The sequence below is a fragment of the Actinomadura sp. GTD37 genome, from assembly GCF_041951365.1.
Classification (GTDB): Bacteria; Actinomycetota; Actinomycetes; order Streptosporangiales; family Streptosporangiaceae; genus Spirillospora.
In genome coordinates this window covers 265,549-290,867 of record NZ_JBGNUS010000005.1, presented here as the reverse complement: position 1 = coordinate 290,867, position 25,319 = coordinate 265,549, and the positions used below count along the sequence as shown (strand labels likewise).

Annotated in this window: 24 protein-coding genes and 1 pseudogene; 21 read left to right on the top strand and 4 right to left on the bottom strand. The window is 71.3% G+C overall.

The genetic code is table 11. From position 1 onward, the window contains the following. The first annotated feature begins 92 nt into the window (after positions 1 to 92). From ACA511_RS25960 to ACA511_RS25945, 4 genes are read left to right on the top strand one after another with little or no spacing between them, the layout of a single operon-like run. The gene (locus ACA511_RS25960; RefSeq protein ID WP_375027211.1) at positions 93 to 512 is read left to right on the top strand and encodes a hypothetical protein; all 420 of its coding nucleotides are present in this window, start codon (positions 93 to 95) and stop codon (positions 510 to 512) included. Continuing rightward, positions 512 to 820, top strand: coding sequence for an SH3-like domain-containing protein (locus tag ACA511_RS25955; protein ID WP_375027210.1), 309 nt, complete (start codon positions 512 to 514; stop codon positions 818 to 820). The genes ACA511_RS25960 and ACA511_RS25955 overlap by 1 nt, the downstream gene beginning before the upstream one ends. Further along, positions 817 to 1,515, top strand: coding sequence for a thiocyanate hydrolase subunit gamma (gene scnC, locus ACA511_RS25950; RefSeq protein ID WP_375027209.1), 699 nt, complete (start codon positions 817 to 819; stop codon positions 1,513 to 1,515). The genes ACA511_RS25955 and scnC overlap by 4 nt, the downstream gene beginning before the upstream one ends. Further along, on the top strand, positions 1,512 to 1,850 hold the full coding sequence (locus ACA511_RS25945) for a ScnB (protein WP_375027208.1): 339 nt from the start codon (positions 1,512 to 1,514) through the stop codon (positions 1,848 to 1,850). Before scnC ends, ACA511_RS25945 begins: the two co-directional genes overlap by 4 nt. A gap of 106 nt (positions 1,851 to 1,956) precedes the next feature. On the opposite strand, the gene ACA511_RS25940 is transcribed toward ACA511_RS25945, so the two are convergent. Then, on the bottom strand, positions 1,957 to 2,847 hold the full coding sequence (locus ACA511_RS25940; RefSeq protein WP_375027207.1) for a YoaK family protein: 891 nt from the start codon (positions 2,845 to 2,847) through the stop codon (positions 1,957 to 1,959). Between the two features lie 654 nt (positions 2,848 to 3,501). Between ACA511_RS25940 and ACA511_RS25935 the strand changes: the two genes are divergently transcribed. The 4 genes and pseudogenes from ACA511_RS25935 to ACA511_RS25920 all read left to right on the top strand — a co-directional run bounded on the left by ACA511_RS25935 (position 3,502) and on the right by ACA511_RS25920 (position 8,724). Then, entirely contained in the window at positions 3,502 to 5,643 is a 2,142-nt protein-coding gene (locus ACA511_RS25935) for an ATPase (RefSeq protein WP_375027206.1), read from the top strand. A gap of 44 nt (positions 5,644 to 5,687) precedes the next feature. Beyond that, on the top strand, positions 5,688 to 7,046 hold the full coding sequence (locus ACA511_RS25930) for an FAD-dependent oxidoreductase (RefSeq protein ID WP_375027205.1): 1,359 nt from the start codon (positions 5,688 to 5,690) through the stop codon (positions 7,044 to 7,046). A gap of 109 nt (positions 7,047 to 7,155) precedes the next feature. After that, positions 7,156 to 7,971: pseudogene (locus ACA511_RS25925) on the top strand (helix-turn-helix domain-containing protein); the annotation flags it as partial. Positions 7,972 to 8,022: 51 nt separating this feature from the next. Further along, a complete protein-coding gene (locus ACA511_RS25920) occupies positions 8,023 to 8,724 on the top strand; it encodes a PP2C family protein-serine/threonine phosphatase (protein WP_375027494.1) in 702 nt (233 codons plus the stop codon). A gap of 8 nt (positions 8,725 to 8,732) precedes the next feature. Here the strand turns inward: ACA511_RS25920 and ACA511_RS25915 are convergent, their stop codons facing one another. Beyond that, positions 8,733 to 9,524: an SAM-dependent methyltransferase gene (locus ACA511_RS25915; protein WP_375027204.1), complete on the bottom strand. Its 792-nt coding sequence runs from the start codon at positions 9,522 to 9,524 to the stop codon at positions 8,733 to 8,735. Between the two features lie 322 nt (positions 9,525 to 9,846). On the opposite strand from ACA511_RS25915, the gene ACA511_RS25910 reads away from it, so the two are divergent. After that, the gene (locus ACA511_RS25910) at positions 9,847 to 10,680 is read left to right on the top strand and encodes a tyrosine-protein phosphatase (RefSeq protein ID WP_375027203.1); all 834 of its coding nucleotides are present in this window, start codon (positions 9,847 to 9,849) and stop codon (positions 10,678 to 10,680) included. A gap of 176 nt (positions 10,681 to 10,856) precedes the next feature. Then, complete coding sequence (locus tag ACA511_RS25905) at positions 10,857 to 12,176, top strand: serine/threonine-protein kinase (RefSeq protein ID WP_375027202.1); 1,320 nt, start codon at positions 10,857 to 10,859, stop codon at positions 12,174 to 12,176. Positions 12,177 to 12,238: 62 nt separating this feature from the next. Here ACA511_RS25905 and ACA511_RS25900 read toward each other — a convergent pair whose 3' ends face one another. Next, the gene (locus ACA511_RS25900) at positions 12,239 to 13,687 is read right to left on the bottom strand and encodes an aldehyde dehydrogenase (protein ID WP_375027201.1); all 1,449 of its coding nucleotides are present in this window, start codon (positions 13,685 to 13,687) and stop codon (positions 12,239 to 12,241) included. A 172-nt stretch (positions 13,688 to 13,859) separates the two neighbouring features. Between ACA511_RS25900 and ACA511_RS25895 the strand changes: the two genes are divergently transcribed. The 6 genes from ACA511_RS25895 to ACA511_RS25870 all read left to right on the top strand — a co-directional run bounded on the left by ACA511_RS25895 (position 13,860) and on the right by ACA511_RS25870 (position 20,082). Next, entirely contained in the window at positions 13,860 to 15,149 is a 1,290-nt protein-coding gene (locus ACA511_RS25895) for an aromatic ring-hydroxylating dioxygenase subunit alpha (protein WP_375027200.1), read from the top strand. Next, positions 15,146 to 15,481: a hypothetical protein gene (locus ACA511_RS25890; RefSeq protein ID WP_375027199.1), complete on the top strand. Its 336-nt coding sequence runs from the start codon at positions 15,146 to 15,148 to the stop codon at positions 15,479 to 15,481. Before ACA511_RS25895 ends, ACA511_RS25890 begins: the two co-directional genes overlap by 4 nt. Beyond that, positions 15,478 to 16,323: a TauD/TfdA dioxygenase family protein gene (locus ACA511_RS25885; RefSeq protein ID WP_375027198.1), complete on the top strand. Its 846-nt coding sequence runs from the start codon at positions 15,478 to 15,480 to the stop codon at positions 16,321 to 16,323. The genes ACA511_RS25890 and ACA511_RS25885 overlap by 4 nt, the downstream gene beginning before the upstream one ends. 81 nt (positions 16,324 to 16,404) lie before the next feature. Then, on the top strand, positions 16,405 to 17,574 hold the full coding sequence (locus ACA511_RS25880) for a spirocyclase AveC family protein (RefSeq protein WP_375027197.1): 1,170 nt from the start codon (positions 16,405 to 16,407) through the stop codon (positions 17,572 to 17,574). A gap of 1 nt (position 17,575) precedes the next feature. After that, positions 17,576 to 18,397 (top strand): CbbQ/NirQ/NorQ/GpvN family protein, encoded by an 822-nt coding sequence (locus ACA511_RS25875; RefSeq protein WP_375027196.1) that lies wholly within the window; start codon positions 17,576 to 17,578, stop codon positions 18,395 to 18,397. Further along, complete coding sequence (locus ACA511_RS25870) at positions 18,394 to 20,082, top strand: nitric oxide reductase activation protein NorD (protein WP_375027195.1); 1,689 nt, start codon at positions 18,394 to 18,396, stop codon at positions 20,080 to 20,082. The genes ACA511_RS25875 and ACA511_RS25870 overlap by 4 nt, the downstream gene beginning before the upstream one ends. Positions 20,083 to 20,106: 24 nt before the next feature. Here ACA511_RS25870 and ACA511_RS25865 read toward each other — a convergent pair whose 3' ends face one another. Further along, positions 20,107 to 20,754 carry a TetR/AcrR family transcriptional regulator gene (locus tag ACA511_RS25865; RefSeq protein ID WP_375027194.1) on the bottom strand — a complete coding sequence of 216 codons (648 nt, stop codon included), beginning with the start codon at positions 20,752 to 20,754 and terminating at the stop codon, positions 20,107 to 20,109. A gap of 290 nt (positions 20,755 to 21,044) precedes the next feature. Between ACA511_RS25865 and ACA511_RS25860 the strand changes: the two genes are divergently transcribed. The 5 genes from ACA511_RS25860 to ACA511_RS25840 are packed head-to-tail and all read left to right on the top strand — an operon-like array spanning position 21,045 to position 25,319. Beyond that, complete coding sequence (locus tag ACA511_RS25860) at positions 21,045 to 21,779, top strand: SDR family NAD(P)-dependent oxidoreductase (protein WP_375027193.1); 735 nt, start codon at positions 21,045 to 21,047, stop codon at positions 21,777 to 21,779. 20 nt (positions 21,780 to 21,799) lie between these two features. Beyond that, positions 21,800 to 22,396 (top strand): carboxymuconolactone decarboxylase family protein, encoded by a 597-nt coding sequence (locus ACA511_RS25855; RefSeq protein WP_375027192.1) that lies wholly within the window; start codon positions 21,800 to 21,802, stop codon positions 22,394 to 22,396. Between the two features lie 24 nt (positions 22,397 to 22,420). Continuing rightward, positions 22,421 to 23,680, top strand: a complete 1,260-nt coding sequence (locus ACA511_RS25850) for an aromatic ring-hydroxylating dioxygenase subunit alpha (RefSeq protein ID WP_375027191.1) — start codon at positions 22,421 to 22,423, stop codon at positions 23,678 to 23,680. After that, complete coding sequence (locus tag ACA511_RS25845; RefSeq protein ID WP_375027190.1) at positions 23,677 to 24,009, top strand: hypothetical protein; 333 nt, start codon at positions 23,677 to 23,679, stop codon at positions 24,007 to 24,009. Before ACA511_RS25850 ends, ACA511_RS25845 begins: the two co-directional genes overlap by 4 nt. Beyond that, the gene (locus ACA511_RS25840; RefSeq protein ID WP_375027189.1) at positions 24,006 to 25,319 is read left to right on the top strand and encodes an amidohydrolase family protein; all 1,314 of its coding nucleotides are present in this window, start codon (positions 24,006 to 24,008) and stop codon (positions 25,317 to 25,319) included. Before ACA511_RS25845 ends, ACA511_RS25840 begins: the two co-directional genes overlap by 4 nt.

Here is a 25,319-nt window from a genome sequence, read left to right as displayed (position 1 = left end):
CGTTTGCAGTGACATTTGACTTCCCCGCGGTTGAAGACCATCGTCCCCGGAGAATGAAGCCGGTGACGAACTCGCTTTAGAAGGGAGATCGCATGTCGAGGATGCAGTATGACACGCTCCTGGACAAGGTCCGGCATCTGAATCCGGAGAACCGAGAGGTCCTGGACTCGCCGTACACCATCTCGAACGTGGATTACCACACGCTGACGTCGGTCGTTCACGACGTCGGCGGCGAAACGGACTGGCCCCAGCCGTACATGCCGAAGGGCGAGACGGAATGGGAGATGAACATCTACCTCACCTGCGAATGCCTGGGGTGGCGCGGGGCCTGGAACTCGGAGATGCGGCGGCGGGCCGAGAACGACCTCGGCAAGACGCAGTACTACGGGCTGCCGTACTACGGCCGCTGGATCACGGTGGCCGCCAAGACGCTCGTCAACAAGGGTCTGCTCACGACCGACGAACTCGGCAAGAAGATCGATGAGGTCCGTGAACGTCTGGAGAGCAAGTGATGGCCACTCCCAAGTTCAAGATCGGTGATCGGGTTCGGATCCGCAACCAGACCACCCTCTTCCACACCCGCACGCAGAAGTACACCCGAGGCCGCACCGGTGTCGTGGCCGAGCACCGTCCCGAGTGGGTGATCCCCGAGGACGAGGCGTGGGACCGAATGGAGAACGGCCGGCACGAACCGTTCTACGTCGTCCAGTTCAAGCAGACGGAACTGTGGCCGGACTACTCCGGCTACGCCGTCGACACGCTCACGTCCGAGTTCTCGGAGCGCTGGCTCGAGGCCGTCGACGGCAAGGAGGAAGCATGAGCGATAGCCACCACGACGGGCACAACACATTCCCGGTGGCGGACAAGGTCAGCGAGTTCGAGGTGCTCGAACTGGCGGTTCGAGAGCTGTGCATCGAAAAGGGCATCTTCTCCGCCGAGGACCACCGCACCTTCGCCGAGTGGGCGGACGGGGTCGGCCCGCACGGCGGGTCGAAGCTGGTCGCCAAGGCGTGGGCGGACCCGGCGTTCAAGGAGCGCCTGCTCCAGAACGGCACCGGGGCGTGCAAGGAGGTCGGGATCGACTGGCTGCACCCCACGGGCACCGGCACCCCGAGCGACTACACGTTCTTCTACGTGCTGGAGAACACGCCGCGCGTGCACAACGTGATCGTGTGCACGCTGTGCTCCTGCTACCCGCGTCCGGTCCTCGGCATGTCGCCGGACTGGTACCGCACCCCGAGCTACCGGCGCCGGATGGTCCGCCGGCCCCGCGAGGTCCTCGGCGAGTTCGGCCTCCACCTGCCGCCGGACGTCGAGGTGCGGGTGCACGACTCGAACCAGAAGTCGCGGTTCATGGTCATGCCCATGCGGCCTGAGGGGACCGACGGATGGAGCGAGGAGCAGCTGGCCCAGATCGTGACGCGCGACACGATGATCGGCGTGGCGCTGCCGAAGGCCGGCCGTACCGAGGACAGCGGTTCGCTGGCCGCGCAGAAGGTGGGGATCAAGGGATGAGCGACTCGTCCCGCACCTACGACGTTCTGATGCGGACGCTGGACGACATCGGGGAGCGGACGGACACCTCGCTGCGCTGCATCGAGCATGAGCCGGAGGTCTGGGAGAACCGGATGCAGGCCACCTGCGAGGCGCTGTCCAAGAACGGTGCGCTGGACAACCTGGAGCGCCGGCAGCTCGAGGACCGGATGGGGGAGTCGCTCTACGTGCGGTTCCCGGTCCAGACGAGGTCGGCGCTCACGGTGGCGCACACCCTCATGGACCGCAACGTGTTCACCGAGGAGGAACTGCGGGCCAGGATGGAGGGCGTGCGCGTCAAGCTCGAAGAAGTTTGACGGATCCGCAGCCGTGATCGCCGTGGGCGCGCCAGGGCGCCGTCCCACGGCGATCACACGATCCGGCAGCCTGGAGTCGCGAACAGCGCACTTCGGCAGGGCTTTGTCAGCCCCACTTCTCGGCGTCGTCCCGCGCCGAGGTGATAAAGGCTATGGCCGCGACCACGATCAGCACCACGGCCGCACACCACAGGGGAGCGGCCACCGCGACCTTACGGATGAGCAGAGCGCCGATCGCGGCGCCCAGTAGCAGCGCGGCGAGGGAGGACAGCCTTCGTGCGATGCGCTCTTTCGCCTCGGTGCGATCGGCGACGAGGGCGGTGAGCGTGGTGGTGACGACAATGGTCCGGAAGTCGGGTACCTCTAGCCGGCGCACGATCGCGTACTGCCATCCCATTGACACGGCGAGAACGGTGATCGCCGCGTAGCGCCCGAGCTCGTGGGCGTGGCCGAGGCTCGTCACGATCAGCGCGGCGGCGACGAGGGCCCATGCCTGCGTGGCGGTGGCCGCACCGAGCAATCGGCCTCGATGCGCGATCCGGTTGAAGGCCAGATGCCCGCCGACTGCGGCTCCGACGCAGAAGCAGCCGGTCGACACCGTGGTCGCCAGGATCTCGACTCCCTTGCTGCCGCCCAACCCCAGGCCAAGAAAGATGATATTGCCCGTCATATTGGCGACGAAGACATTGCCGAGTTCAAGGTAGCTGACGGAATCCACGAATCCGGTCATGACCGTGAGGAGGACGAGCAGCGGCGGCAGCGGTCCGTGGTCTCGCGTTTCGGGCACTCGCGCATTCTTGCAGGCCGCAGGCAGGGCTCTTGCGGCCATCTCCCGGCGTGTTGCCGTCGCGAATGCGGTGGTCATCGCCGAGCGCGCGGAATACCTGCGACAAAGCAGCACATTCGTGAACTGTTCCAGCTTTATCCGGCCTGAGGAGATCGTGGTCGGTCGCTTCTCGCCGCGCGCGCTTCCCGAGAAGTAGCGGACGCCTGCCATGCACGCCCCCGCCCGTCGTCCGAACCTGCCGGAGTGCAGCCACGCGCCTTATCGGATCGATATCGTTCCGCCCCGCCGGCCGTCCCTCCGCGGAAGGACGCGTGTGATCGGCCGACCTCGCCGGGTTGCGCAATTGCGGACTTAGCGGAGCGCCTTCCGCGCGGCTATTTCGCGGGGGCGCGGTCATCTCACTCCGCTCCGAACACAGGGCGTCACGGCAGAATCCCCCGGTGTCGTTTCGAGAATCGGGCCGTGTAACCACGGGGCGCTTCGCACATCGCGGTTCGGAGGCCGTACGGGCAGGGCAGCGTGCAGCACACCAGCGGCGCGCTGCCGGCACTGCGCTGACGGGGCATCCTCACACGCCGGGCCCCGAGGAGTGCCGTGCAGGCCGGAACCGGCCGCGCCGCCTGCGGACGACATGACCATCACCGGGCGGCGCCCTCCATTACGGAGCGCCCTCTTATACACCGATCACGGTCCCGGACGCCGTACCAGCCGCCCGCCGCCGCTCGAACTCCATCTCGCACGGCCTCAAACATCTGAGCTGTTCCGATTTTCATCGGCTGCCGATTTCCGAAGAGGCCCAATTGGCGCAGGCCGTATGGGTAAGGTGGTGCGTCATCCTGACGGCGCGTGGGGAATGAGGCGAACGTGGCTGCGGCTGATGTGCTGCGGAGAGGCAATCTCGTCCCGCAAAGCGCCGCTCTCGTCGGACGGCGTGCCGAACTGGCGGAGCTCGGGCGGCTGTTCGGCGCCGGACGCATGGTGACGGTGACCGGTGTCGGCGGCGTCGGCAAGACGCGGGTCGCGCTGGAGGCCGCGCGCGGCCTGGAGGACGGGTTCCACGACGGCGCGTGGCTGGTGCCCCTGTCCGGTCTGCGGGACGGCTCGCTCGTGGGCCACGCGATCGCCCGCGCTCTGCGGGTCGTCGACCAGACGGCGCGTCCGCAGCTCGACGTCCTGGCCGATCACCTGGCCGGGAAGCGGCTGCTGCTGGTGCTGGACACGTGCGAGCACCTCAGGGACGCCTGCGCGGGTGTGGCCGAGGTCCTGCTGAGCGCCGCGCCCGGACTGCGCCTGCTGGCCACGAGCCGCCAGGCCCTCGGCGTCGGCGGCGAGCGGGTGCTGAGACTCGCGCCGCTGGAGACGGCGGATCCGGAGGCGGCGCCGGCGGGCGCGGCACGGCCCCCGGCGGTCGCCCTGTTCGAGGAGCGCGCCGCGTCGGCCACGGGCGGCTTCGCCGTCGGCGACGACAACTGGCGCGCCGTCGCCCGGCTGTGCCATCGCCTGGAGGGGCTTCCGCTGGCCCTGGAACTCGCCGCCGGCCAGCTGCGGCGGCTCTCCCTGGAGCAGCTGTCCGACCGGCTGGACGACCGGTTCGAGATGCTCGTGGACGGAACCGCCGACCTGTCCGAGGACGTGTCGCGGCACGACGCGCTGCGGACGACGGTCGGCTGGAGCCATGAGCTGTGCACGCGCGAGGAGCGGCTGCTGTGGGCCCGGCTGTCGGTCTTCGCCGGGGACTTCGACCAGCGCGCGGCCGAGCACGTGTGCGGCGACGGCGTGCTGCCCGCGGACCGCGTCGCGGCGACGCTGGCGGGTCTGGTCGACAAGTCGGTCCTCTCGCGGGCCGGGGACGGCGCGGGCGTCCGGTACCGGCTGCTGGACACGTTGCGCGAGTACGGCTCGACATGGCTCGACGAGCTGGGCGAGCGGCAGAGGTTCCGCGGGCGGCACCGCGACTGGTACCTGCGGTTGGTTCAGCGGTGCGAGCGGGAGTGGTTCGGCGCCGGCCAGAAGGAGATCTTCAAGCGTCTGCTCGGTGAGCACGCGAACGTGAGCGCCGCCCTGGACCACTGCCTCACCACCCCCGGCCAGGCGCAGACCGGCCTGGGGATGGCCGGGGCGCTGTGCTTCTACTGGGTGGGCTGCGGCTTCCTCGCCGAAGGCCGGTACTGGCTGGACCGGGCACTCGCCCTCGACACCGACCCGACCCGGGTGCGGGCCAAGGCCCTCTGGGTGAACGGCTACATCGCCATCAAGCAGGGCGACACCGACGGCGCGACCGCGCTGCTGGAGGCCGGCCGGGCCGAGGCCCTGCGGGCCGGCGACCCGATCGCGTCGGCCAACGCCGTCCATCGGCTGGGCTGCGTCGCGCTGGTGACCGACGACCACGCGCAAGCGGCCACTCTGTTCAAGGACGCGCTCGCCGCCTACGACTCCCTCGGCGAGCTGGACACCAGCGTGATCATGGCGCGCGCCGAGTACGCCATGACGGTCGCGTTCCAGGGGGACCTCCCCTTCGCCGTCGAGTTGTGCGAAGAGGTTCGCGCGATCTGTGAGGAGCACGGCGAGCAATGGGTCAGGGCCTACGCGCTCTACGTCCTGGCCTTCGCGGCCTGGACCGAGGGCCGGGCCGACGACGCGACCGCCCTCGCCCAGAAGTGCGTGAACATCAGCCGCACCTTCAACGATCTGGTGTGCGCGGTGCTGGGCGTGGAACTGCTCGCCCTGTTCCACGCGGCGCGAGGCCGTCCCCGGGACGCCGCCGCGCTGCAGGGGGCGGCCAAGCGGATCTGGCGGACGGTAGGGCTCCCGCTGTTCGGTTCCGCGTATTTCAACGCTCCCCACAACGAAGGGGAGGCGCTTGCTCGGCGAGCTCTGGGCGACGAGGCGTACGGGCATTTCCACGAGCAGGGGACGGGCCTCGATCTCGACCAAGCCGTCGCCTTCGCGATGGGCGAGCGCCCAGACTCCCTCCCGCTCACCGAAGCCTCTGATCGCCGCCGCTGACGTCCCCGCAGATACGCCTGTCCCGCACCCGCGAGGAGAAGACCATGACGCAGCCCCGTGAGCATGCGGTCGTCGTCGGCGGCAGCCTGACGGGGCTGCTGGCGGCCAGGATCCTCGCCGACCACTTCTCCCGGGTCACCGTGATCGAGCGCGACCGTTTCGCGGACACCGTCGCGTCCCGTCCCGGCCTGGGGCAGGCCCGCCATCTCCACGTGCTCTGGAGCCGGGGGCTGGAGATCGCCGAGCAGCTGTTCCCCGGGCTGGAGGACGAGCTGCGCGCCGCGGGCGTGCCCGAGGTCCGGGTGCCCGCCGACATGCTGTGGCTGACCTCCGCCGGATGGCGGCGCCGGTTCGAATCGACCCGCCTGCTGACGTTCAGCCGGGATCTCCTCGACTGGACCGTGCGCGCGCGGCTGGCCAAGGTCCAGGACCTTCGGGTGCTCGCCGGCCGCGAGGTGACCGGGCTGCTGGCCGACGCCGGGGCCGTCACCGGAGTCGAGGTGCGGGAGCGCGGGACGACCGGACCGGGCGAGCCGCTCACCGCGGACCTGGTCGTCGACGCCGCCGGACGCTCCTCGAAGACCCCCGCGTGGCTGGAGCGGCTCGGCTACCCGGCCGTCCGGCAGACCCTGATCAACCCCAAGCTGGGATACGCCAGCCGCACCTACGCCATTCCCTCGGGTTTCGACCCCGGATGGAAGGCGCTCTACCTTCAGGCCGACCCCCCGCAGGGCACGCGCACCGGCGCGCTGTTCCCGCAGGAGGGCGGACGGTGGATCGTCAGCCTTTTCGGCGTCGGGGAGGACTATCCGCCCACCGACGACGACGGCTTCCTGGAGTTCGCCAAGAGCCTGCGCAGCCCGTTGCTCTACGAGGCGATCCGCGACGCCGAGCCGCTCACCCCCGTCGTCAGCTACCGGCGCACCGCCAATCTCCGCCGTCACTACGAGCGGATGCCGGCATGGCCGAGGCGATTCCTGGTCGCCGGGGACGCGCTGTGCGCCTTCAACCCGCTCTACGGCCAGGGAATGACCGTCGCGGCGAAGTCCGCGCTCACGCTGGACGCCTGCCTGCGGGCGGACGGGGACCTCGACAGGCTCGCGCGGCGCTTCCACCGCAAGGTGATCAAGAACGCCACCGGCCCGTGGCTCGTGGCCACGGGGGAGGACCTCCGGTACAGCACGACCGAAGGCGCCGTGGCCGGGGTCCGGACCAGGGTCCTCAACCGCTATGTGGACCGGGTCCAGTCCCTCGCCAATGTCGACCCGCGGGTATGCGACCGATTCATCGACGTGCTGGCGCTCACCGCCCGGCCCCAGTCCCTGTTCCTGCCAGAGGTGCTCTGGCGCGCCGCCACCACGCGCACGCGCCCGCCCGCCGGTCCCGACGACCTCGTCCCTTGAGCGGGACGCGATCCAACGCGCGAGGAGCACGCGATGCCGCTGCACATGCCTTCGGAGGTGGGAGGTGACCGCTGAGCGCCCAGGTTCGAGCCCGACGGTGCTTCGCATCATCCTCGGCGCACAGTTGCGCCGCCTGCGGGAGGCGTCCGGGCTGAGCCGCCAGGAGGCCGGTGACCGCATCCGGAGCTCGGAGTCGAAGATCAGCCGATTGGAACTCGGCCGGGTGAGCTTCAAGGAACGGGACGTGGCCGATCTGCTCACCCTTTACGGAGTCGGCGACGAGGTCGAGCGGGACACCATCCTGGACAAGGCGCGCGAGGCCAACACGCCGGGATGGTGGCACCGGTACCACGACGTCCTGCCCACCTGGTTCCAGACCTATGTGGGGCTCGAAGAATCGACGTCGCTCATCCGGACGTATGAGATCCAATTCATCCCCGGCCTGTTGCAGACCCCCGATTATGCCCGCGCGGTCATCCGCCTCGGAAACCCGGACGCGTCCTCGACCGAGATAGAGCACCGGGTCGAATTGCGCCTGCGCCGCCAGAAACGGCTCTCCGGGCCCGACGCGCCCCGGCTGTGGGCCGTCATCGATGAGACGGCGCTGCGCCGGCCACTCGGAGGACCCGAGACGATGCGGGGCCAACTCGAGCACCTCGTCGCCATGTGCGCCCGGCCGAACATCACGATCCAGATCATGCCGTTCCGTTTCGGGGGCCATGTCGCGGAGGGCGGCGCGTTCGCCATCCTGCGCTTCCCCGAGCCCGAGGTGCCGGACGTCGTCTATCTGGAGAACCTCACCGGGGCCCTGTATCTGGACAAGCCCGAGGAGACCGAAAGCTACCTCGGCACGATAGAGCGGCTGTGCGTGGACAGCGCCACACCGGAGGGCACCCCCGAGATCCTCTCGGACCTCCTTCGGAAGGACTACCGGACGCCGACGGCGACCAAGACCTTTGCGCAGCACGGCGGAACAGTGCGCACGCAGAGTTGCCGGCTTCCGGCGGCGCCCCAGACCAACGGCGATTTCCACACCGTCCTGCCCACGCCTTTCGGCACCCGGATCCTGATCGGGGACGTGCTGGGCTCCGGCGATTCGGCGCAGGAGACGGCGGCCGCCGCACTCGGCAACTTCCGGCAACTGGCCGCCAACGAGTCGACCCTGCCGGGGTTGGCCGAGCGGATGCACTCGGTCCTCGCCCCGATCGTCGACGACGACGAGTTCGTCACCGCTCTGCTGCTCACCCTCCGCGAGGACACCGCCGAAATAGTGTGCTGCGGGAGCCCGCCGCCCCTGCTGATAAGAGAGGGCGGGGTACTTCCCCTCGAAGCCCTGCCCTGCTATCCGCCGCTTACCCTGCTCGACCTCGGCGGCCAGTGGTGCGAGACGACGACCGTGCCGCTCCGCCACGGTGATCGGCTGCTGCTGCACACCCAGGGCCTGACGCAGGCACGCGACGAACTGGGCCACGCTCGTCCACATGCGGAACGGGCCGCCGTGATGTGCGCGGACGATCCGGCAGTGACGCTGGAGAGCATCCGGGCCGACCTGCTCGATGGCGCGGTGGACGGTCTCGGCCTGCCGATGACGCTCCTGCTGACGCACCTCGAACGGCATGACCGGCAACCCGGCGCCGCCCCGGCGGCGGCGCAGTGGACGGTGCGGCCGAACGGCTGACCCAGCGGTCAGGGTTTGCGCAGGACGCCGCCGTATTCGCACATGTCCCGCCCCATCTTGGAGGCCCCGACGAACTGGGCCAATTCGTCGGGGACGGGCGCCAGGGGCGGCTGGCCGGGGTCGGGCCGCCAGTGCAGCAGGTTCACCAGACCCGGCTCGACCGGCTCCAGGCCGTCCAGCAGGAGGGCGTCCACCTCCTCGCGGCTGCGGTTCCGCCAGGGGATGCCGGCCGCGTTCATCCGGCTGTCCAGTTCGGCGGCGCGCGCGGGATCGGTGCAGACGACCTGCGAGAACGCCAGGTGGCTGCCGGACGCCGCCCGGTCCAGCAGGGTGCGCAGGATGCCGCGCGGGTCGTCGGCGTCGGTCAGGTGGTGCCCGACCGACAGGAAGAGGACCGCCAGCGGCTCGTCGAAATCGATGAGCCGCGCCACCTCGGAATGGTTCAGGACGGCGTCCAGGTCGCGGAAGTCGGCGTTGATGACGACGGTGGAGCCGTCCCCGGCGAGCAGTGCGCGGCCGTAGGCCAGCACGATCGGGTCGATGTCGACGTAGACGACGCGGGCGTCGGGCGCGAACTGCTGGGCGACTTGGTGGACGTTGTCATCGGTGGGCAGCCCGCATCCCATGTCGAGGAACTGGCGGATTCCGGCCTCGGCCGCCATGTACCGCACCGCCCGGTACAGGAACAGCCGGTTCTGCCGGCTGATGTCGATCGACTCGGGGAAGGCGGGCGCGGTCTTCAACGCGAAGTCGCGGTCGACCTGGTAATTGTCCTTGCTGCCGAGCGCCCATCCGTACACCCGGGCCGACGCCGGTATGTCATCACGAATCCCGATCGTCGATTCACGCTCTTCGGCGGCCACCATGTGCTCCCGATCCGTAGGGCAATTGTCCGACCAGGCAACGGTAGCCGCGGCCACCGCCCGCGACTCGATCTTCATCCGCCCCGTCCGACCCTGGCCACCGCGATGGCGCGGGACGGCCGGGACGCGGCCGTTGTCGCCCCGCACAATGATCGCCGGGAAGATTTGAGGGCCTGCCAGTTCATCCCCGTCCGCCCGGACAGCATCATGACGGGCGTCACGTCCGTTCCCCCGCCGGGGCCGTCCGACAAGGATCCTCATGCGCACCCCCCGTACGTCCGCAGTCCTGCTCGGCGCGTCCCTGCTGGCCGGCGCGCTGACCGCACCGCCCGCCCTCGCCGACGCCCCGGACCGGGCGCCGGCCGCGGCGTCCCCGGCCGCCGCGCCCCGGCTGGCCACGGCCGCCAACTTCCGCGACCTCGGCGGCTACGCGACCGCCGACGGCCACCACGTCCGCACCGGCGTCGTCTACCGCTCCAACTCCCTGGCCCACCTGTCGGCCGCCGACCAGCAGACGCTGCTCGGCCTCGGAATCACCCTGGACGTGGACCTGCGCAATTACCAGGAGCGCTCGGACGACCCCGACCTGCTGCCCGCCGGGATCGCCTACAAGGTCGCCGACGTCGAGGACCTCACGCACGGCATCTCCTTCGCCAACCCGGCGCTGGGCAGCCTGCTGTACGGGTTCCTGATGGGGCTGGTGACGGGGTCGTCCAACCTCGGCCAGTCCATCGCCTACCCGTTCATGGTGGACTTCAGCGGCGCGAGCCGCGCCTACCGCGACCTGCTCACCTCCATCGCCGCCAACCCCGGCGCGACGGTGTTCCACTGCACCGCGGGTAAGGACCGGACCGGCTGGGGCGCGGCGGTGCTGCTGACGATCCTGGGCGTCCCGAAGGCGACGGTGTACCAGGATTACATGGCCAGCAACACCTACCTCGGCCGTCCCGACGCCGTGGAGTCCGCTTGGCTGGACGAGGCGTTCCACGAGGTCGACCAGGCGTACGGGAGCTTCGACGACTACGTCCGCAACGGCTTGAAGCTGAGCGACGCCACCGTCGCGGCGCTGCGTGCCCGGCTGCTGACCTCCTGACCCGCCCGCAGCCGACGGGCCCGCAGCTCCGGTTCCATCAAGGCTTCACCGCCCAACGCGGATCCCCTCCCACGGCGGCGCGAGTGCACCACCGCAGCCTCTTCAGCACGCGGCCGATGATCTGGCAGTGTCTCCGGAAGGACTGAACACGCCGGCGGACGCGCAGCGAGGTGCGGATGAGGACGGGGCAGGAGTTGGCGGGCCGGTATCGGCTTGAGCAGCGGCTGGGCCGCGGCGGGATGGGCGAGGTGTGGCGGGCTCTGGACCTGCGGCTCGATCGTCGGGTCGCGCTGAAGGTGCTGCTGGTCGACTGGACCGGTGAACAGATGGACCAGGCGCTGGCACGGTTCCGCCGCGAGGGCAGGGCCGCCGCCCGCCTCAACCACCCTCGGATCGCCACCGTCCACGACACCGGTGCGAGCGACGGCCGGCCGTTCCTGGTGCTGGAACTGCTCGCGGGCCCGGACCTGGCGACACTGCTGGACGACCATCCGGGCGGGCTGCCGATCGGGACGGTGCTGGATCACGGCGCGAAGGCCGCCGAGGGCCTCGCGGCCGCACACGAGGCCGGGGTGATCCACCGCGACGTCAAACCGTCCAACCTGATGCTCGACGGCGACGGGACCCTGAAGATCTGCGACTTCGGGATCGCCCGGCTGTCGGGCGCCACCGCCGGCCTGTCGGCGACCGGCATCGGCTTCGGCACCGTGGCCTACATGCCGCCCGAGCAGCTGCTCGGCGAGCCCGTCACCGGCGCCGCGGACGTCTACGCCCTGGGCGCCACCCTGTTCCACCTGCTCACCGGCCGCCTGCTGTTTCCCGCGGAGGACCTGCGCGCGGTGATGGGCCAGGTCGTCCACAAAGCCCCTCCGCGGCCCAGCAGCCTACGGCCCGCCGTCCCCGAGGCGCTCGACGACTACCTGCTCACGCTCCTCGCAAAGGACCCGCTCGCCAGGCCGCCCGCCGCCGCGATCCCCGCCGCGCTCCGCGCGCTGGCCCTCCGCCTGGGCACAGGGCACCCCGAACCCGCCCAGTACGACGACGAACGGGTCCACTTCATCGTCGAGTTGAGCACCGCGAGCAGCAGCGCCATCGAGTTCCTCATCGAACATGAAGTACCCGACCATGCCCGCGACCTGTTCGACCGCATCGACCACTACGGCCCGCCGGCGTGGAGCCGGGTCGCGTTCGTGCTCGTCGAGTACATCGTCGCCGCCGGAAGGCTCGGAACCGGTGTCCGCAGGGCCGAGGACTACCTGGGGGGCCTGTCCAAGACCGCTCTGGAGGACCGCCAGCGGGAGATGCACCTGCTGATCGCCGCATGGATCCAGGACGGCCGGGACGGAGTCGCCGACGCTCTGGCTCTCATGGAGCCCGGCGCCGTCGTGGAGGCGGCCCAGCGCCTGTTCTGCGTGGCGGCCGAAGGCTCCGGGTTCCCGCGAACCCGAATCGACGCACTCCTGGACTCGTTGGAGAGCGGCGACCGGTACTCGTGACGGGCCAGGGGCGAGCGTCTCCCGGTGAGGTCATCGCGCCTGCTCGGCGCCGTGATGGAGCGTCAGGTGACCGCGACTGAGATCGACTTGGTCTCGACGTAGGCGTCGAGTCCCTCGCGGCCGAGTTCGCGGCCGTGGCCGCTGGCCTTGACGCCGCCGAAGGGCGCCGCCGGGTCCATCGTGTAACCCTGGTTGACGCCGAAGGTTCCGGTGCGGACGCGGGCGGCCACGTCGAGCCCGCGCCCGGTGTCGGCGGTGAACACCGCGCCCGCGAGGCCGTACTCGGTGTCGTTCGCGATCCGGACGGCCTCCTCCTCGTCGCGGTAGGGGACGACCGCGACCACGGGCCCGAAGATCTCCTCGCGGGCGATCGTCATCGCGGGGTCGACGCCACTGAACACGGTGGGCCGCACGTACCAGCCGCGATCGAGGCCCTCGGGCGCGCCGGCGCCGCCGGTGACGAGCCGGGCGCCCTCGCGGACGCCGATGTCGATGTACCGCCGGACCCGGAGCCGCTGGCGCTCGGTGACGAGCGGTCCCATCTCGGTCTCAGGGTCGGCCGGGTCTCCGACCCTGATGGCCGAGAGCGTCCCGGCGAGCGCGTCGGCGTGCTCGCCGAGGCGGTGCGCCGGGACGAGCACGCGGGTGAGGGCGTTGCAGATCTGCCCGGCCATGCCCATGCCGGAGTGGCGGACGGCCGTCGCGACGGCCGCCGGGTCGGCGTCGTCCAGCGCGATGGCCGCCGACTTCCCGCCGAGTTCGAGGCCGACCCTGGTGAGGTTGGCGGCGCACGCCGCCGCCACCTGCCGGCCGGCCGCGGTCGAGCCGGTGAAGGAGACCTTGTCGACGCCGGGGTGGGCGACGAGGTGCGCGCTCTCGCCGCGGCCGGCGGGGACGACGCTCACGACGCCGGGCGGCAGCCCGGCCCGCTCGATCAGCTCGGCGAGGAGCAGGGCGTCCAGCGGCGCCTCCGGGGCCGGTTTGAGCACGACCGCGCAGCCGGCGAGCAGCGCCGGGACGAGTTTGGCCACCGTCAGGAACTGCGGCATGTTCCAGGGGATCACCGCGGCGACGACGCCCACGGGCTCCCTCCGCAGGATGATGTCCGGCCCGTACACGCCGGGCCGGTTCTCCTGCCACGGGTAGTCGCCGGCGACGCCGGCGAGCGCGTTGATCATCGACCAGGGCAGGGCGACCTGCGCCCGCCGGGCGAAGGAGATCGGGGCGCCCAGTTCGGCGCTGATGAGCCCGGCCATCTCGTCGCGGTGCTCGCCGTAGAGCCCGGCGAGCCGGCGGACCGCCCCGATCCGCTCGGCCGGGTCCAGCCGCGGCCACGGCCCTTCGTCGAACGCCCGCCGTGCCGCGGCGACGGCGCGGTCGATGTCCGCGGCGCCCGCCGCGGGCGCGCCGCCGACCGGCTCCTCGTCGTGCGGAGAGATCACGTCGAGGCGCCGGCCGGTGCTCGGGGCGACCCATGCACCGCCGATGAACAGGTCCTTCCACTCCTTCATGGACGCTCCCTTGCCGAAGGAACCCGGCCGCGAGACCGGCGTGCGCCGCGCCCTCCGGGGGCCGCGAGGCCTTGCCGTGACCGCCGCCGCGTGTTATCCAAGTCATGTTAGTCAGTCGATGAACATCTCGGCCAGGACTCATCGGACGGGATATCAACCGGGAGGGTGCGCCATGGCGCGTTCGGGCCAAGCGCCGGCGGAGAGCTGGACCGTGCGGCAGGCGGAACTGGGCACCGGGCTGGTGTCGTACGAGGACTCGATCTCGCCGGAGTTCTACGAGCTCGAACGCGAGGCGATCTTCCGGCGGGCGTGGCTGAACGTCGGCCGGATCGAGCAGCTGCCCCGGAAGGGGAGCTTCTACACCAAGGACCTCCCCGTCGCCAAGACGTCGCTCATCATCACGCGGGGCCTGGACGACCGGGTCCGCGCGTTCCACAACGTGTGCCGCCACCGCGGCAACAAGCTGCTGTGGGGGGAGACGCCCAGGGACGAGACGCGCGGCTCGTGCCGCGAGTTCATGTGCAAGTACCACGGCTGGCGGTACGGCCTGGACGGCTCGCTGAAGTTCGTCCTCCAGGAGGAGGAGTACTTCGACTTCGACAAGGCCGACTTCCCGCTCGTGTCGGTGCACTGCGAGGTCTGGGAGGGGTTCGTCTTCGTCAACCTGTCCGACGAGCCCGCCCAGTCGCTGCTGGAGTTCCTCGGGCCGATGGTGCGGGGGCTGGAGGGCTATCCGTTCCACCTCGTCACCGAGCGGTACGCGTTCAAGGCCGACCTCCTCAGCAACTGGAAGATCTTCCTGGACGCGTTCCAGGAGTACTACCACGCGCCGATCCTGCACTCGCAGCAGCAGGTGCCGGCGCTGCGGAACCTCCAGACGGGGTTCAAGGTCCCGCACTTCCAGATGGACGGGCCGCACCGGCTGATGAGCACCGGCGGCTGGAAGGGCGTGCCCCGGCACATGACGCCGGTCGAGCAGATGTACCCGATCGAGCACGTCACCGAAGCCGGGCTCATGGGCCCGTGGGAGCGTCCGGACATCCCCGAGCTGGACCCGGCCGCCCTGCCCGCCGGGCTCAACCCGGGCGGGCTCGACCCGTGGTCGATCTCGAACTTCCAGATCTTCCCCAACTTCGTGATCCTGGTCTACGAGCGGGGCTGGTACCTCACCTACCAGTACTGGCCGACGTCCCACGGCACGCACACGTGGGAGATGTCGTTCTACTTCCCGCCGGCGCGGAACGCGAGCGAGCGGATCCGGCACGAGGTCACCGCCGTGGTCTCCAAGGAGGCCGGACTCCAGGACGCGGGCACCCTCGACGGGACCCAGATGGGCCTGGAATCGCGCGTGATCGACGCCTACCCCCTGTGCGACCAGGAGGTCACGGTCCGCCATCTGCACAAGGTCGTCGACGACTGGGTGCGGTCCTACCTGCGCGACGGGAAGGAGGTCCCCGCGTGAGCGCCGCGATGCTCCCCGAGGACTTCGCCGACTGCGAGCCGTTCGCGGCCAAATGGTGCATCCCCACCGAAGCGGCCCGGTACGCCGAGCGGCTGGACAGCACCATCGCGGAGATGCAGCTGTTCTACGACGCGATGTACCCCCGCGTCCGCGACGCCATGGCGCACCTGGACGAGTTCCCGCTGCGCGATCTGCCCGAGCGGGAGCTGAACCTGCTCTACCTCGTCTACTCGCTGATCATGGTGTCGCTGCCGGTCGAAGTCTGGCACCAGCCCAAGGTCATCGACTCGGGCACCGCCTACTTCGACCGCTACCTGGAGCCCGCGCCGTGACGACGAGGATCACCTGCGCACCCCTGACGGCCACCGTCGGCGCGGAGATCGGCGGTCTCAGCGCCGAGCGGCTCGCGCGGGACGACGCCGCGGCCGGGGCCATCCTGGACGCGCTGGAGCGGTACGGCGTCCTGGTCCTGCGCGGCCTCCACCTCGGCCCGGAGGACCAGGTCGCCTTCGCCCGGCGGCTCGGCGACATCGACTACGAGCCCGGGCACCACGACGTCCCCGGGATCTACCGCGTGACCCTCGACAAGTCGAAGAACTCGTCGGCCGACTACCTGAAGGCCACCTTCGAGTGGCACATGGACGGCTGCACGCCGCTGCACGGGGAGCCGCCGCAGAGGGCCACCGTCCTCAGCGCCAAGCAGGTGGCCGCCAGCGGCGGCGAGACGGAGTTCGCCAGCACCTACGCCGCCTACGAGATGCTCGGCGGCGAGGAGAGGGAGCGGTTCGGCGCCCTGCGCGTCGTGCACTCGCTGGAGGCGTCCCAGCGCAGCGTCACCCCCGACCCGGGCCCCGAACTGCTCCGGCGGTGGCGGAAGCGCCCGACGTCCACCCACCCGCTGGTGTGGACGCGCCGCACCGGCCGCAGATCCCTGGTCGTCGGCGTCCACGCCGACCACATCGTCGGGATGGACGCGGACGAAGGGCGGGCGCTGCTGCGCGACCTGCTCGGCCGGACGACCGCGCCCGACCGCGTCTACCGCCACCGGTGGTCCGTCGGGGACACCGTCATCTGGGACAACACCGGAGTCGTCCACCGCGCCGCACCGTACCCGTCCGACTCGCCGCGCGAGCTGCTCCGCACGACGGTCTTCGGAGACGAGCCGATCCGGTAAGGGCCCCGGACGCCCGGAACCGACGCCCCCGATGTTCACCCCTGCCCTCGTCCAGCCGACCATCCCCAAGGAGACAGTGTCGTGAGCGGACAGCCGGACAAAACGAACGCCCCCGTGGTCACCGAGCCCCTCGGGGCGACGGCTTCACTCGGCTCCGAGAGCCGGCCCGACGCCAGGCCCGTCCGCGTCTGGGCGGTCGTCGGCGGCGCGGTCCTCGTCCTCCAGCTCTACGTGTGGATCCGGTGGGTCACCGGGCCGTACTTCGAGCGGGTGCCCACCGGGCCGAGTGATCCGCCGACGTACATGAAGGTCCTGCTGACCGCCAACGCGGTCCTCATGTGGGTGCTGGTGCCGTTCTGCCTGTGGTTCTTCATCATCAAGCCGTGGGTGCGCGAGCGGCGCATCACCCTGGACGGCATGCTCGCGGCGTCCATGGGCCTGATGTTCTTCCAGGATCCGCTGCTGAACTACGTCAACACGTGGTGCACCTACAACGCGTGGCTGTACAACCGCGGCTCGTGGACCTCGCACATTCCCGGCTGGGTGTCGCCCGAGGAGCCGGGCCACCAGGTGCCGGAACCCCTCCTGACGAACGTGCCGGGTTACGCGTTCGGCGTGCTCCTGCTCACGATCGGCGGCTGCTGGGCCATGCGCAGGATCAAGGCGCGCCGGCCGGGCATCAGCAACTTCCGGCTGATCGTGGCCACCTACCTGATGGCCGTCGTCTTCGACTTCATCATGGAGGCCTGCGTCATCCTGCCGGCCGGGATGTACGCCTACCCCGGCGCCATCCAAGCGCTGTCGGTCAACGCAGGCCACTACTACCAGTGGCCCGTCTACGAAGGGCTCATGTGGGGAGGCGTCCAGGCGGCCCTGTGCTGCCTGCGCTACTTCACCGACGACCGCGGCCGGACCGTCGTCGAGCGCGGCCTGGACAGCGTCCGCGGCGGCGCGAGGCAGCAGTTCACCCGCTTCCTGGCGGTCTTCGCCGCGGTCAGCGCGTCCTTCTTCCTCCTCTACAACGTCCCCGCGCAGTGGATCGCCCTGCACGCCGACTCCTGGCCCGCCGACGTCCAGAAGCGCTCCTACTTCAGCGGGCCCGTCTGCGGCGAGGGATCGGACCGGCCCTGCCCCGACCCGTCGCTGCCGATCCCCACCAAACGCTCCGGCTACGTCGACACCAACGGCGAGTACATTCATCCGCCGGGCAAGGACCTGCCGAAGACCGTGCCCTTCGAGCGGGGGAAGTGAGTTGCTCGCCGACGACCGCGCCACCGCGGTCCGGTCCGCGCCGGAGGCGCCGTTCTACAAGGCGGTCGGCGCCGAGGCGGAGGTCTTCCGCGCCGCCGCCCGCGGCGGCCTGCCGGTGCTGCTGAAGGGGCCCACGGGATGCGGGAAGACCCGCTTCGTGCAGGCCATGGCCCACGAGCTCGGCCGCGAGCTGATCACCGTCGCGGGCCACGAGGACATGACGTCGGCGGATCTGGTGGGCCGGTTCCTGCTGAAGGGCGGCGAGACGGTCTGGGTGGACGGCCCCTTGACCCGGGCCGTGCGCGAGGGCGCCCTCTGCTACCTGGACGAGGTGGTCGAGGCGCGGCAGGACACGGTCGTGGTCATCCATCCGCTCACCGACCACCGCCGCGAGCTCGCCCTCGACCGGCTCGGCACGACGCTGCCGGCGGCGCCCGGATTCCAGCTGGTGATCTCCTACAATCCCGGCTACCAGAGCGTCCTGAAGAACATCAAGGAGTCGACCCGCCAGCGGTTCGTCGCCATCGAGCTCGGCTTCCCGCCCCCCGGGATCGAGACGGAGATCGTCTCCCACGAGGCCGGGATCGACCTCGAGACCGCGGGCGCCCTGGTCAGGCTCGGCAACGCCATCCGGAAGCTGGACGGCTCACCGCTGGGCGAGGTGTCGTCCACCCGGATGCTGACCCTGGCCGGCACGCTCGTCGCCCATGGACTGAGCCTGCGCGGCGCCGTCCAGGCCGCCGTCGTCCAGGTCCTCTCGGACGATCCGGACGTCGTCCGCGCGCTGGGCGAACTCGCCGACGCCGTCCTGCCGCGGACGTGACCGCCTCCGATCCGGACGGCCCCGGCCGGTTCCGGCTCCTCGCCGCCTTCGTCGCCGGCAGGCCGGTGGAGGTCGCGCGGGCCGGGGCCGGCGAGGCCGCCCACACCGACGGCCGGGTCGTCTTCGTCTCGGCGGCCGGTTCCGCCGACCGGCAGCGCCGCGAGGTGCTGGTCCAGAGCGCGCTTCTCGGCGCGGGGAGCCTGGACCGGCGATGGGTGCGGGCGCTGCGGGGGCGTCCCTCGGTCGCGCGCCGCTACCTGGCCCTCGAAGGCCGCCGGGCGCTCGCCGGACTCGCGGTGCACAGTCCGCTCGCGGCCGAGCTCAGGCCCGGCGGGGAACCGGGCACCGCGTCCGCCGCCGAATCACTCGAACTGGCCGGAGGCCGGACGAAGGTGGCCGGGCCACCGGAATGGTTCGGCGCCATCAGACCCTCCCGGCTGCTGTCCGGCTCCGCGGGGCCGGGCACGCGCGCCACCGACGAGCAGCTGCGGTTCGAATTCGATCCCATCGACCTGCCCGAAACCGACGACGACCAGGAGCAGACCGGGGAGAGCAGGATCCTCAAGCTGTTCGAGACCCCGCTGCTCGCCTCGCAGGCCCTGTCGGACTACTTCCGGAAGCTGCTCGGCGGGTCCCGGACGTCCGGGGACGGCGCCGCCGGCGCGGAGGCGCAGGTCCGCTCCGTCCGGCGTGGCCGCGGGCCCGGACGGCATGCCCGGCCCGTCCCCACGCGCATCCGGTTCACCGATGACGGCAGGCCCGGCGCGGCGATGGGCGCCGGCGGCGCCCTCCATCCGGAGTGGGACGTGGACAACGACCGGTACCGGCCGGACTGGTGCCGCGTCATCGGCTTCCCGCTGACCGTCGCCGCCGACACCGCCGACGCCGCCGTCCCGCGCGACGACGTGCTGCGGCGGCGGCTGTCCCGCGTGGGACTCGGCCCCAAGACGCTGCGCCGCCGTCCCGACGGCGACGACCTGGACGTCGAGGCGCTCATCGACCTGTTCGCGGACGTGCGCTCCGGCCACTCGCCACCCGGGCACGTCTACCTGGAGCGCCGCAAGCTCGCCCGCGACCTCGGCGTCCTCGTCCTGCTCGACGCCTCCGGGTCCGCCGGGGACGCCGATCCGGACGGCCTCACCGTGCACGACCACCAGCGCCGGGCGGCCGCGACACTGGCCGCCACCCTTGAGGACCTCGGCGACCGGGTCGCCGTCCACGCCTTCCGGTCGCAGGGCAGGCACGCCGTCCACCTGCCCGCCGTGAAGACGTTCGGCCAGCGCTTCGACGCCCTCAGGCGGGCGCGCCTGAACCGGCTCCAGCCGTCCGGTTACACGCGGCTCGGGGCGGGCATCCGCGGCGCGGCCGAGATCCTCAGGGCCGAGGCCGGCACACCGCACCGGCTGCTGGTCGTCCTGTCGGACGGTTTCCCCTATGACGACGGCTACGAGGGCCGGTACGCGGAGGCCGACGTCCGCAAGGCCCTCGACGAGCTCCACGCCGACGGGGTCGCCTGCCTCTGCCTCTCCCTCGGCACCACCGCGTCCGCCGATGCGCTCGAACGCGTCTTCGGCTCCGTCGGCCACGCCGCCGCCCCGGCCCTGGCCGACTTGAGCCCGCGCATGGACGAACTGTTCCTGTCGGCGCTGCGGCGGCTTGCCGAGCCGAGGCCGCGACCGGGTTGACCGCGCCTCAGCCGGCGCGCGCGATCACACCGCCCGGCGGCCGGTACCGGGGCCCGGCCCGGCGGCGGCGCCGTCGCCGGGGTCGTCGGGCCGCCGGTCGCCTTCGAGGGCGCGGATCTCGCGCTCGACGACCGCGACGGTCTCGGCGTGGCCGATGTCGAGGTCGAACCCCTCCTCGATGTGCAGGAACCGGGAGATCCCGGCCATCAGCAGGATGAGGGAGGCGGGCGGCCACCGCCGCGAGTCGACGCCGTAGCCCTCCAGCACGCCCGAGAGCGTCTCGAGCTGGAGCGTCCGGAACTTCCGCGAATACGCGGCGATCTCGGCGCGGATGGCCTTGCGGTGGTTGGCCAGCGCGATGAACTCCATGGTGAGCGCGTTGCCGGAGAAGTCGTGGGTCAGCTCCCAGAGCGCCCACAGCGGCTGCGGCGACCGCAGCGCCCGCCGGAGCCGCTCCAGGCTCCGCTCGGCGCCGCGGCGGAAGAGCTCGACGAACAGGTTGTCCATCGTGCCGAAGTAGTAGAAGACCAGCGCGTTGTTGAGCCCGGCCTTCGCCGCGAGGCGGCGGGTGGTGACGGCGGCGTAGCCCTCTTCGAGCATGAGCTCCGCGGTGGCGTCGAGCAGGACGGTGCGCGTGGCCGATTCGTCGACGGGGCTCCGCCGTGCCGGCATGCGCGTCCCCTCCCCTTCGTCCGCGACTCTCGTTCCCAGTATGGCGGCACCGGCGGCGGCCGCCGACCCTTGCCCCGGCGCGCGTCCCGTGTTAGTCATATGACCAAGGATGTTAGTCGCTTGACTAACGCGGCGGGCCGGGAGACGGCCCGGCGTGCGCGGGCGAGATCGGCTCGGCGGGAAGGGCGGCCTCGAACCTGCCGGGCGGTGCCGGTGGCCTCCGTCGCCGGACCCGTCCACGAACGAGGAAGGACGCAGCGATGTCGCGTATCGGGAGACCCCGGCCTCGGGTGGCCGTGGTCACGGGCGGAGCGTCGGGCATCGGCGAGGCGGCCTGCCGCCACCTGGCCGGCCGGGGGCACCGCGTCGCCGTGCTCGACCTCGACGGCGACGGCGCGGACCGGGTCGCCAAGGCCCTGCGGGCGGACGGCGCGGAGGCGCTCGGCCTCGCCGCCGACGTCACCGACCGTCCCGCCCTGGACGCGGCGTTCGCCGCGATCCGGTCGGCGCTCGGGCCGACGGAGATCCTCGTGACCAGCGCCGGGCTCGTCGCCTTCGACCACTTCGAGCAGATCACGCCCGAGCGGTGGAACCGCCTCATCGACGTCAACCTCACCGGCACCTTCAACTGCTGCCAGGCGGCCGTGCCCGACATGGTCGCGGCGAACTGGGGCCGCATCATCACCATCGCCTCGTCCAGCGCCCAGCGGGGCTCGCCGGAAATGGCGCACTACGCGGCGGCGAAGGGCGGCGTCATCGTGCTGACCAAGTCCCTGGCCCGCGCCTACGCCCCGCACGGCGTCACCGCCAACAGCATCCCGCCGTCGGGGATCGAGACGCCGATGCAGCACCGGTCCCAGGCCGAGGGCCACCTGCCCTCCAACGACAGGATGGCCGCGGCCATCCCGCTCGGCCACCTCGGCACCCCCGACGACATCGCCGCGGCGGCCGCCTTCCTCGCCTCCGAGGAGGCCGGCTTCATCACCGGGCAGGTCCTCGGGGTCAACGGCGGGGCCGTCCTGTGACGCCGTCCGCGCGGCGCAGGATGGAGCCCCTGCCGGTCGCCGAGTGGGCCGACGAGCAGCGCGACCTGTTCCGCGGCGCCATCGCCCGCGCCGACCGCTACCTCACCGGCGCCGCCGACGCGCCCCCGCCGCCGCCGATCCTCGGGCTGCTCGCGCGGCATCCCCGGGTGGGCGCGACCTGGCTGGCGTTCAGCGGCACGCTCCTCGACGAAGGGACCCTCGACCCCCGCGACCGCGAACTGCTGATCCTGCGCGTCGGGTGGCGGACGCGCTGCCGGTACCTGTGGGCCCAGCACGTCGGCATGGGGGAGGCCGCGGGCCTGATGCCCGAGCAGCTCGCCGCCGTCCCCGCGGGCGCCGCCGCCGTGGTCTGGACGGAGCCCGACCGGGACCTCCTGCTCGCCGCCGACCAGCTCGTGGACGGCCACACGGTCGACGACGCCGTGTGGCGGCGCCTGTCGGCCCGCTTCGACGAGCGCGGGCTCCTCGAACTGCTCTTCGTCGCGGGCGGCTACGTCTGCCTCGCCATGATCCTGAACAGCGTCGGGCTGGAGCCCGCGGACGGGCCCGACCTGGACGCCGCCGCCCGCGGCGCCGCCGGAACGCCCACCCAGTGACCGCACCACCGAAGGAGGAGGGCCATGCCGCGATTCCCCAAACCGCCTGAAGGAAGCTGGACCCAGCACCATCCCGAGCTCGGCACGGGGCCGGTGTCCTACGAGGACTCGATCACCCCCGAGTTCTACGAGCGCGAGAAGAAGGCGATCTTCAGGCGCGCCTGGCTCAACGTCGGCCGGGTGGAGCAGCTCCCGCGCAAGGGCAGCCACTTCACCAAGAGCGTCGACGCCGCGGGCGCGTCGATCATCGTCCTGCGCGACCGGGAGGGGCAGGTCCGCGCCTTCCACAACATCTGCCGCCACCGCGGCAACAAGCTCGTCTGGACCGACGACCCCAAGCAGGACACCGCGGGCTTCTGCCGGCAGTTCACCTGCAAGTACCACGGCTGGCGCTACGACCTCGACGGCTCGCTGACGTTCATCCAGCAGGAGGGCGAGTTCTTCGACGTCGACAAGAGCCGGTACGGACTGGCGCCGGTGCACTGCGACGTCTGGGCCGGGTTCGTCTTCGTGAACTTCGCCCCGGAACCGGAGCAGACGCTGCGCGAGTTCCTCGGCCCGATGGTGACGGCGCTGGAGGGCTACCCGTTCGAGCGGCAGACGTCGCGCTTCGGGTACAGCACCACGATCCACGCCAACTGGAAGCTGTACATGGACGCGTTCGCGGAGTTCTACCACGCGCCCGTCCTGCACGCGAAGCAGTCGCCGGAGAAGTACTCCACGGCCGCCCAGCAGGCCGGTTTCGAGGCGCCGCACTACCAGATCGAGGACCCGCACCGGATGGTGAGCACGTCCGGCGTCCGCTTCTGGGAGATGGACAGCGAACTGGTCAAGCCGATGGAGATCCTGACCCGCAGCGGGCTGTTCGGCCCCTGGGACGACTACGACCTCGGCGAGATGCCGCACGGCGTCAACCCGGGCAAGTGCGACCCGTGGGGCCTGGACTCCTTCCAGCTGTTCCCCAACTTCGTGATCCTCATCTGGAGCCAGGGCTGGTACCTCACCTACCACTACTGGCCGACGTCCTACAACACGCACGTGTTCGAGGGGAACGTCTACTTCCTGCCGGCCGCCAACGTCCGCGAGCGCATCGCCCAGGAGATGGCCGCGGTGACGTTCAAGGAGTTCGCGCTCCAGGACTCCAACACCCTCGAAGCCACCCAGATGATGCTCGAGACCCGGTACATCGACCGCTTCCTGCTGAACGACCAGGAGATCCTCTGCCGGCACCTCCACAAGGTCGTCGGCGACTGGGTCGACGACTACGAGGGGGCGCGCGAATGAGCCCGCTGCTGCCGAGCCGGTTCGCGGACCTGGAGCCGTTCGCCGGGAGATGGTGCCTTCCCACCGAGCGCGAGCGGTACGACGCCCGGATGGCCAGTACGACGGAGGAGATGCAGGCGTTCTACGACGCGGTCGTGCCCCGCGCCGAGGAGGCGATGGCCTACCTCGAAGGGCTCGCGTTCGACGCGCTGCCCGACGACGCGCTGAACCTCCTGCACCTGCTGTACTCGATGATCCAGGTGTCGTTCCCCGTGGAGGTGTGGCGCCAGCCGCGCGTCCCCGACAGCGGCTCGTCGACCTTCGACTGCATCGTCGAGCCCGTGCCGTGACCGACCCGGCCGCGTCGTCCGCGGGGGGACGGCCCCTCCCGCCCCCGGGGGAGCCTCCGGCGGCGCCGATCGTGCTGCGGGCCGCCCGCTGGGCGGACGTCGACGCGGGCGTGGTCCGGTCGCCGGCGGTGCTCGTGGTGGCGGGGGACCGCATCGTCCAGGTCGGTCCCGGCGCGGCCCCCGCCGGCGCGACCGAGATCGACCTGGGCGACATGACGCTGCTCCCCGGGCTGATGGACATGGAGCTCAACCTCCTGATCGGCGGCCCGGAGACCCCGACGGGCCTGCCGCTGCCGATGCACGGCGTCCAGGACGACCCCGCGTACCGCACGATCCGGGCGACCCTCAACGCGCGCACCACGCTGCTGGCCGGCTTCACGACCGTCCGCAACCTCGGCCTGATGGTCAAGACGGGCGGCTACCTCCTGGACGTCGCGGTGCGGCGCGCCGTCGACCAGGGCTGGGTGGACGGCCCCCGCATCGTCCCGGCGGGCCACGCGGTCACCCCGTACGGCGGCCACCTCGACCCGACCGTGTTCCAGCGCCTGGCCCCCGGGATCATGCCCCTGAGCATCGGCGAGGGCATCGCCAACGGCGTGGGGGAGGTGCGCGCCTGCGTCCGCTACCAGCTCCGCCACGGCGCCAAGGTGATCAAGGTGTCGGCGTCGGGCGGCGTCATGTCGCACAGCACCGGCCCCGGGTCCCAGCAGTACTCCGACGAGGAGCTGGCGGCCATCGCGGACGAGGCGCACCGCGCGGGCGTCCGCGTGGCCGCGCACGCGATCGGAGACCAGGCGGTGCGGGCGTGCGTCCGGGCCGGCATCGACTGCATCGAGCACGGGTTCCTGGCCGGTGAGGAGACCCTCCGCATGATGGCGGAGCACGGCACCTTCCTGGTGTCGACGACGTACCTCACCGACGCCATGGACATCGAACGCGCCGCACCGGAACTCCGCAAGAAGGCGGCCGAGGTGTTCCCCCGCGCGAAGACGATGCTCCCCAAGGCCCTCGCCGCGGGCGTGAAGATCGCCTGCGGCACCGATGCCCCGGCCGTCCCGCACGGCGACAACGCCAAGGAACTGGCCGCGCTCGTCTCGCGCGGGATGACCCCGGCGCAGGCGCTGCGGGCGGCGACCGTCACCGGCGCGGAGCTGGTCGGGCTGGACGACGAGCTGGGCCGGCTCCGCGAAGGCTGCCTCGCCGACGTCATCGCCGTCCCCGGCGACCCCTTCCACGACATCACCGTCACCCAGGACGTCCGCTTCGTCATGAAGAACGGCCGCGTCTACAAGAGCCCTCCGACCCGCTGA

What these genes read in the sequence shown, in the direction of transcription:
- ACA511_RS25960 (WP_375027211.1), top strand. Translation starts at nt 93, where the DNA reads ATGTCGAGGATGCAGTATGACACGCTCCTGGACAAGGTCCGGCATCTG.
- ACA511_RS25955 (WP_375027210.1), top strand. Translation starts at nt 512, where the DNA reads ATGGCCACTCCCAAGTTCAAGATCGGTGATCGGGTTCGGATCCGCAAC.
- scnC (WP_375027209.1), top strand. Translation starts at nt 817, where the DNA reads ATGAGCGATAGCCACCACGACGGGCACAACACATTCCCGGTGGCGGAC.
- ACA511_RS25945 (WP_375027208.1), top strand. Translation starts at nt 1,512, where the DNA reads ATGAGCGACTCGTCCCGCACCTACGACGTTCTGATGCGGACGCTGGAC.
- ACA511_RS25940 (WP_375027207.1), bottom strand. Translation starts at nt 2,847, where the DNA reads ATGGCAGGCGTCCGCTACTTCTCGGGAAGCGCGCGCGGCGAGAAGCGA.
- ACA511_RS25930 (WP_375027205.1), top strand. Translation starts at nt 5,688, where the DNA reads ATGACGCAGCCCCGTGAGCATGCGGTCGTCGTCGGCGGCAGCCTGACG.
- ACA511_RS25910 (WP_375027203.1), top strand. Translation starts at nt 9,847, where the DNA reads ATGCGCACCCCCCGTACGTCCGCAGTCCTGCTCGGCGCGTCCCTGCTG.
- ACA511_RS25905 (WP_375027202.1), top strand. Translation starts at nt 10,857, where the DNA reads ATGAGGACGGGGCAGGAGTTGGCGGGCCGGTATCGGCTTGAGCAGCGG.
- ACA511_RS25900 (WP_375027201.1), bottom strand. Translation starts at nt 13,687, where the DNA reads ATGAAGGAGTGGAAGGACCTGTTCATCGGCGGTGCATGGGTCGCCCCG.
- ACA511_RS25895 (WP_375027200.1), top strand. Translation starts at nt 13,860, where the DNA reads ATGGCGCGTTCGGGCCAAGCGCCGGCGGAGAGCTGGACCGTGCGGCAG.
- ACA511_RS25865 (WP_375027194.1), bottom strand. Translation starts at nt 20,754, where the DNA reads ATGCCGGCACGGCGGAGCCCCGTCGACGAATCGGCCACGCGCACCGTC.
- ACA511_RS25855 (WP_375027192.1), top strand. Translation starts at nt 21,800, where the DNA reads ATGGAGCCCCTGCCGGTCGCCGAGTGGGCCGACGAGCAGCGCGACCTG.
- ACA511_RS25850 (WP_375027191.1), top strand. Translation starts at nt 22,421, where the DNA reads ATGCCGCGATTCCCCAAACCGCCTGAAGGAAGCTGGACCCAGCACCAT.
- ACA511_RS25845 (WP_375027190.1), top strand. Translation starts at nt 23,677, where the DNA reads ATGAGCCCGCTGCTGCCGAGCCGGTTCGCGGACCTGGAGCCGTTCGCC.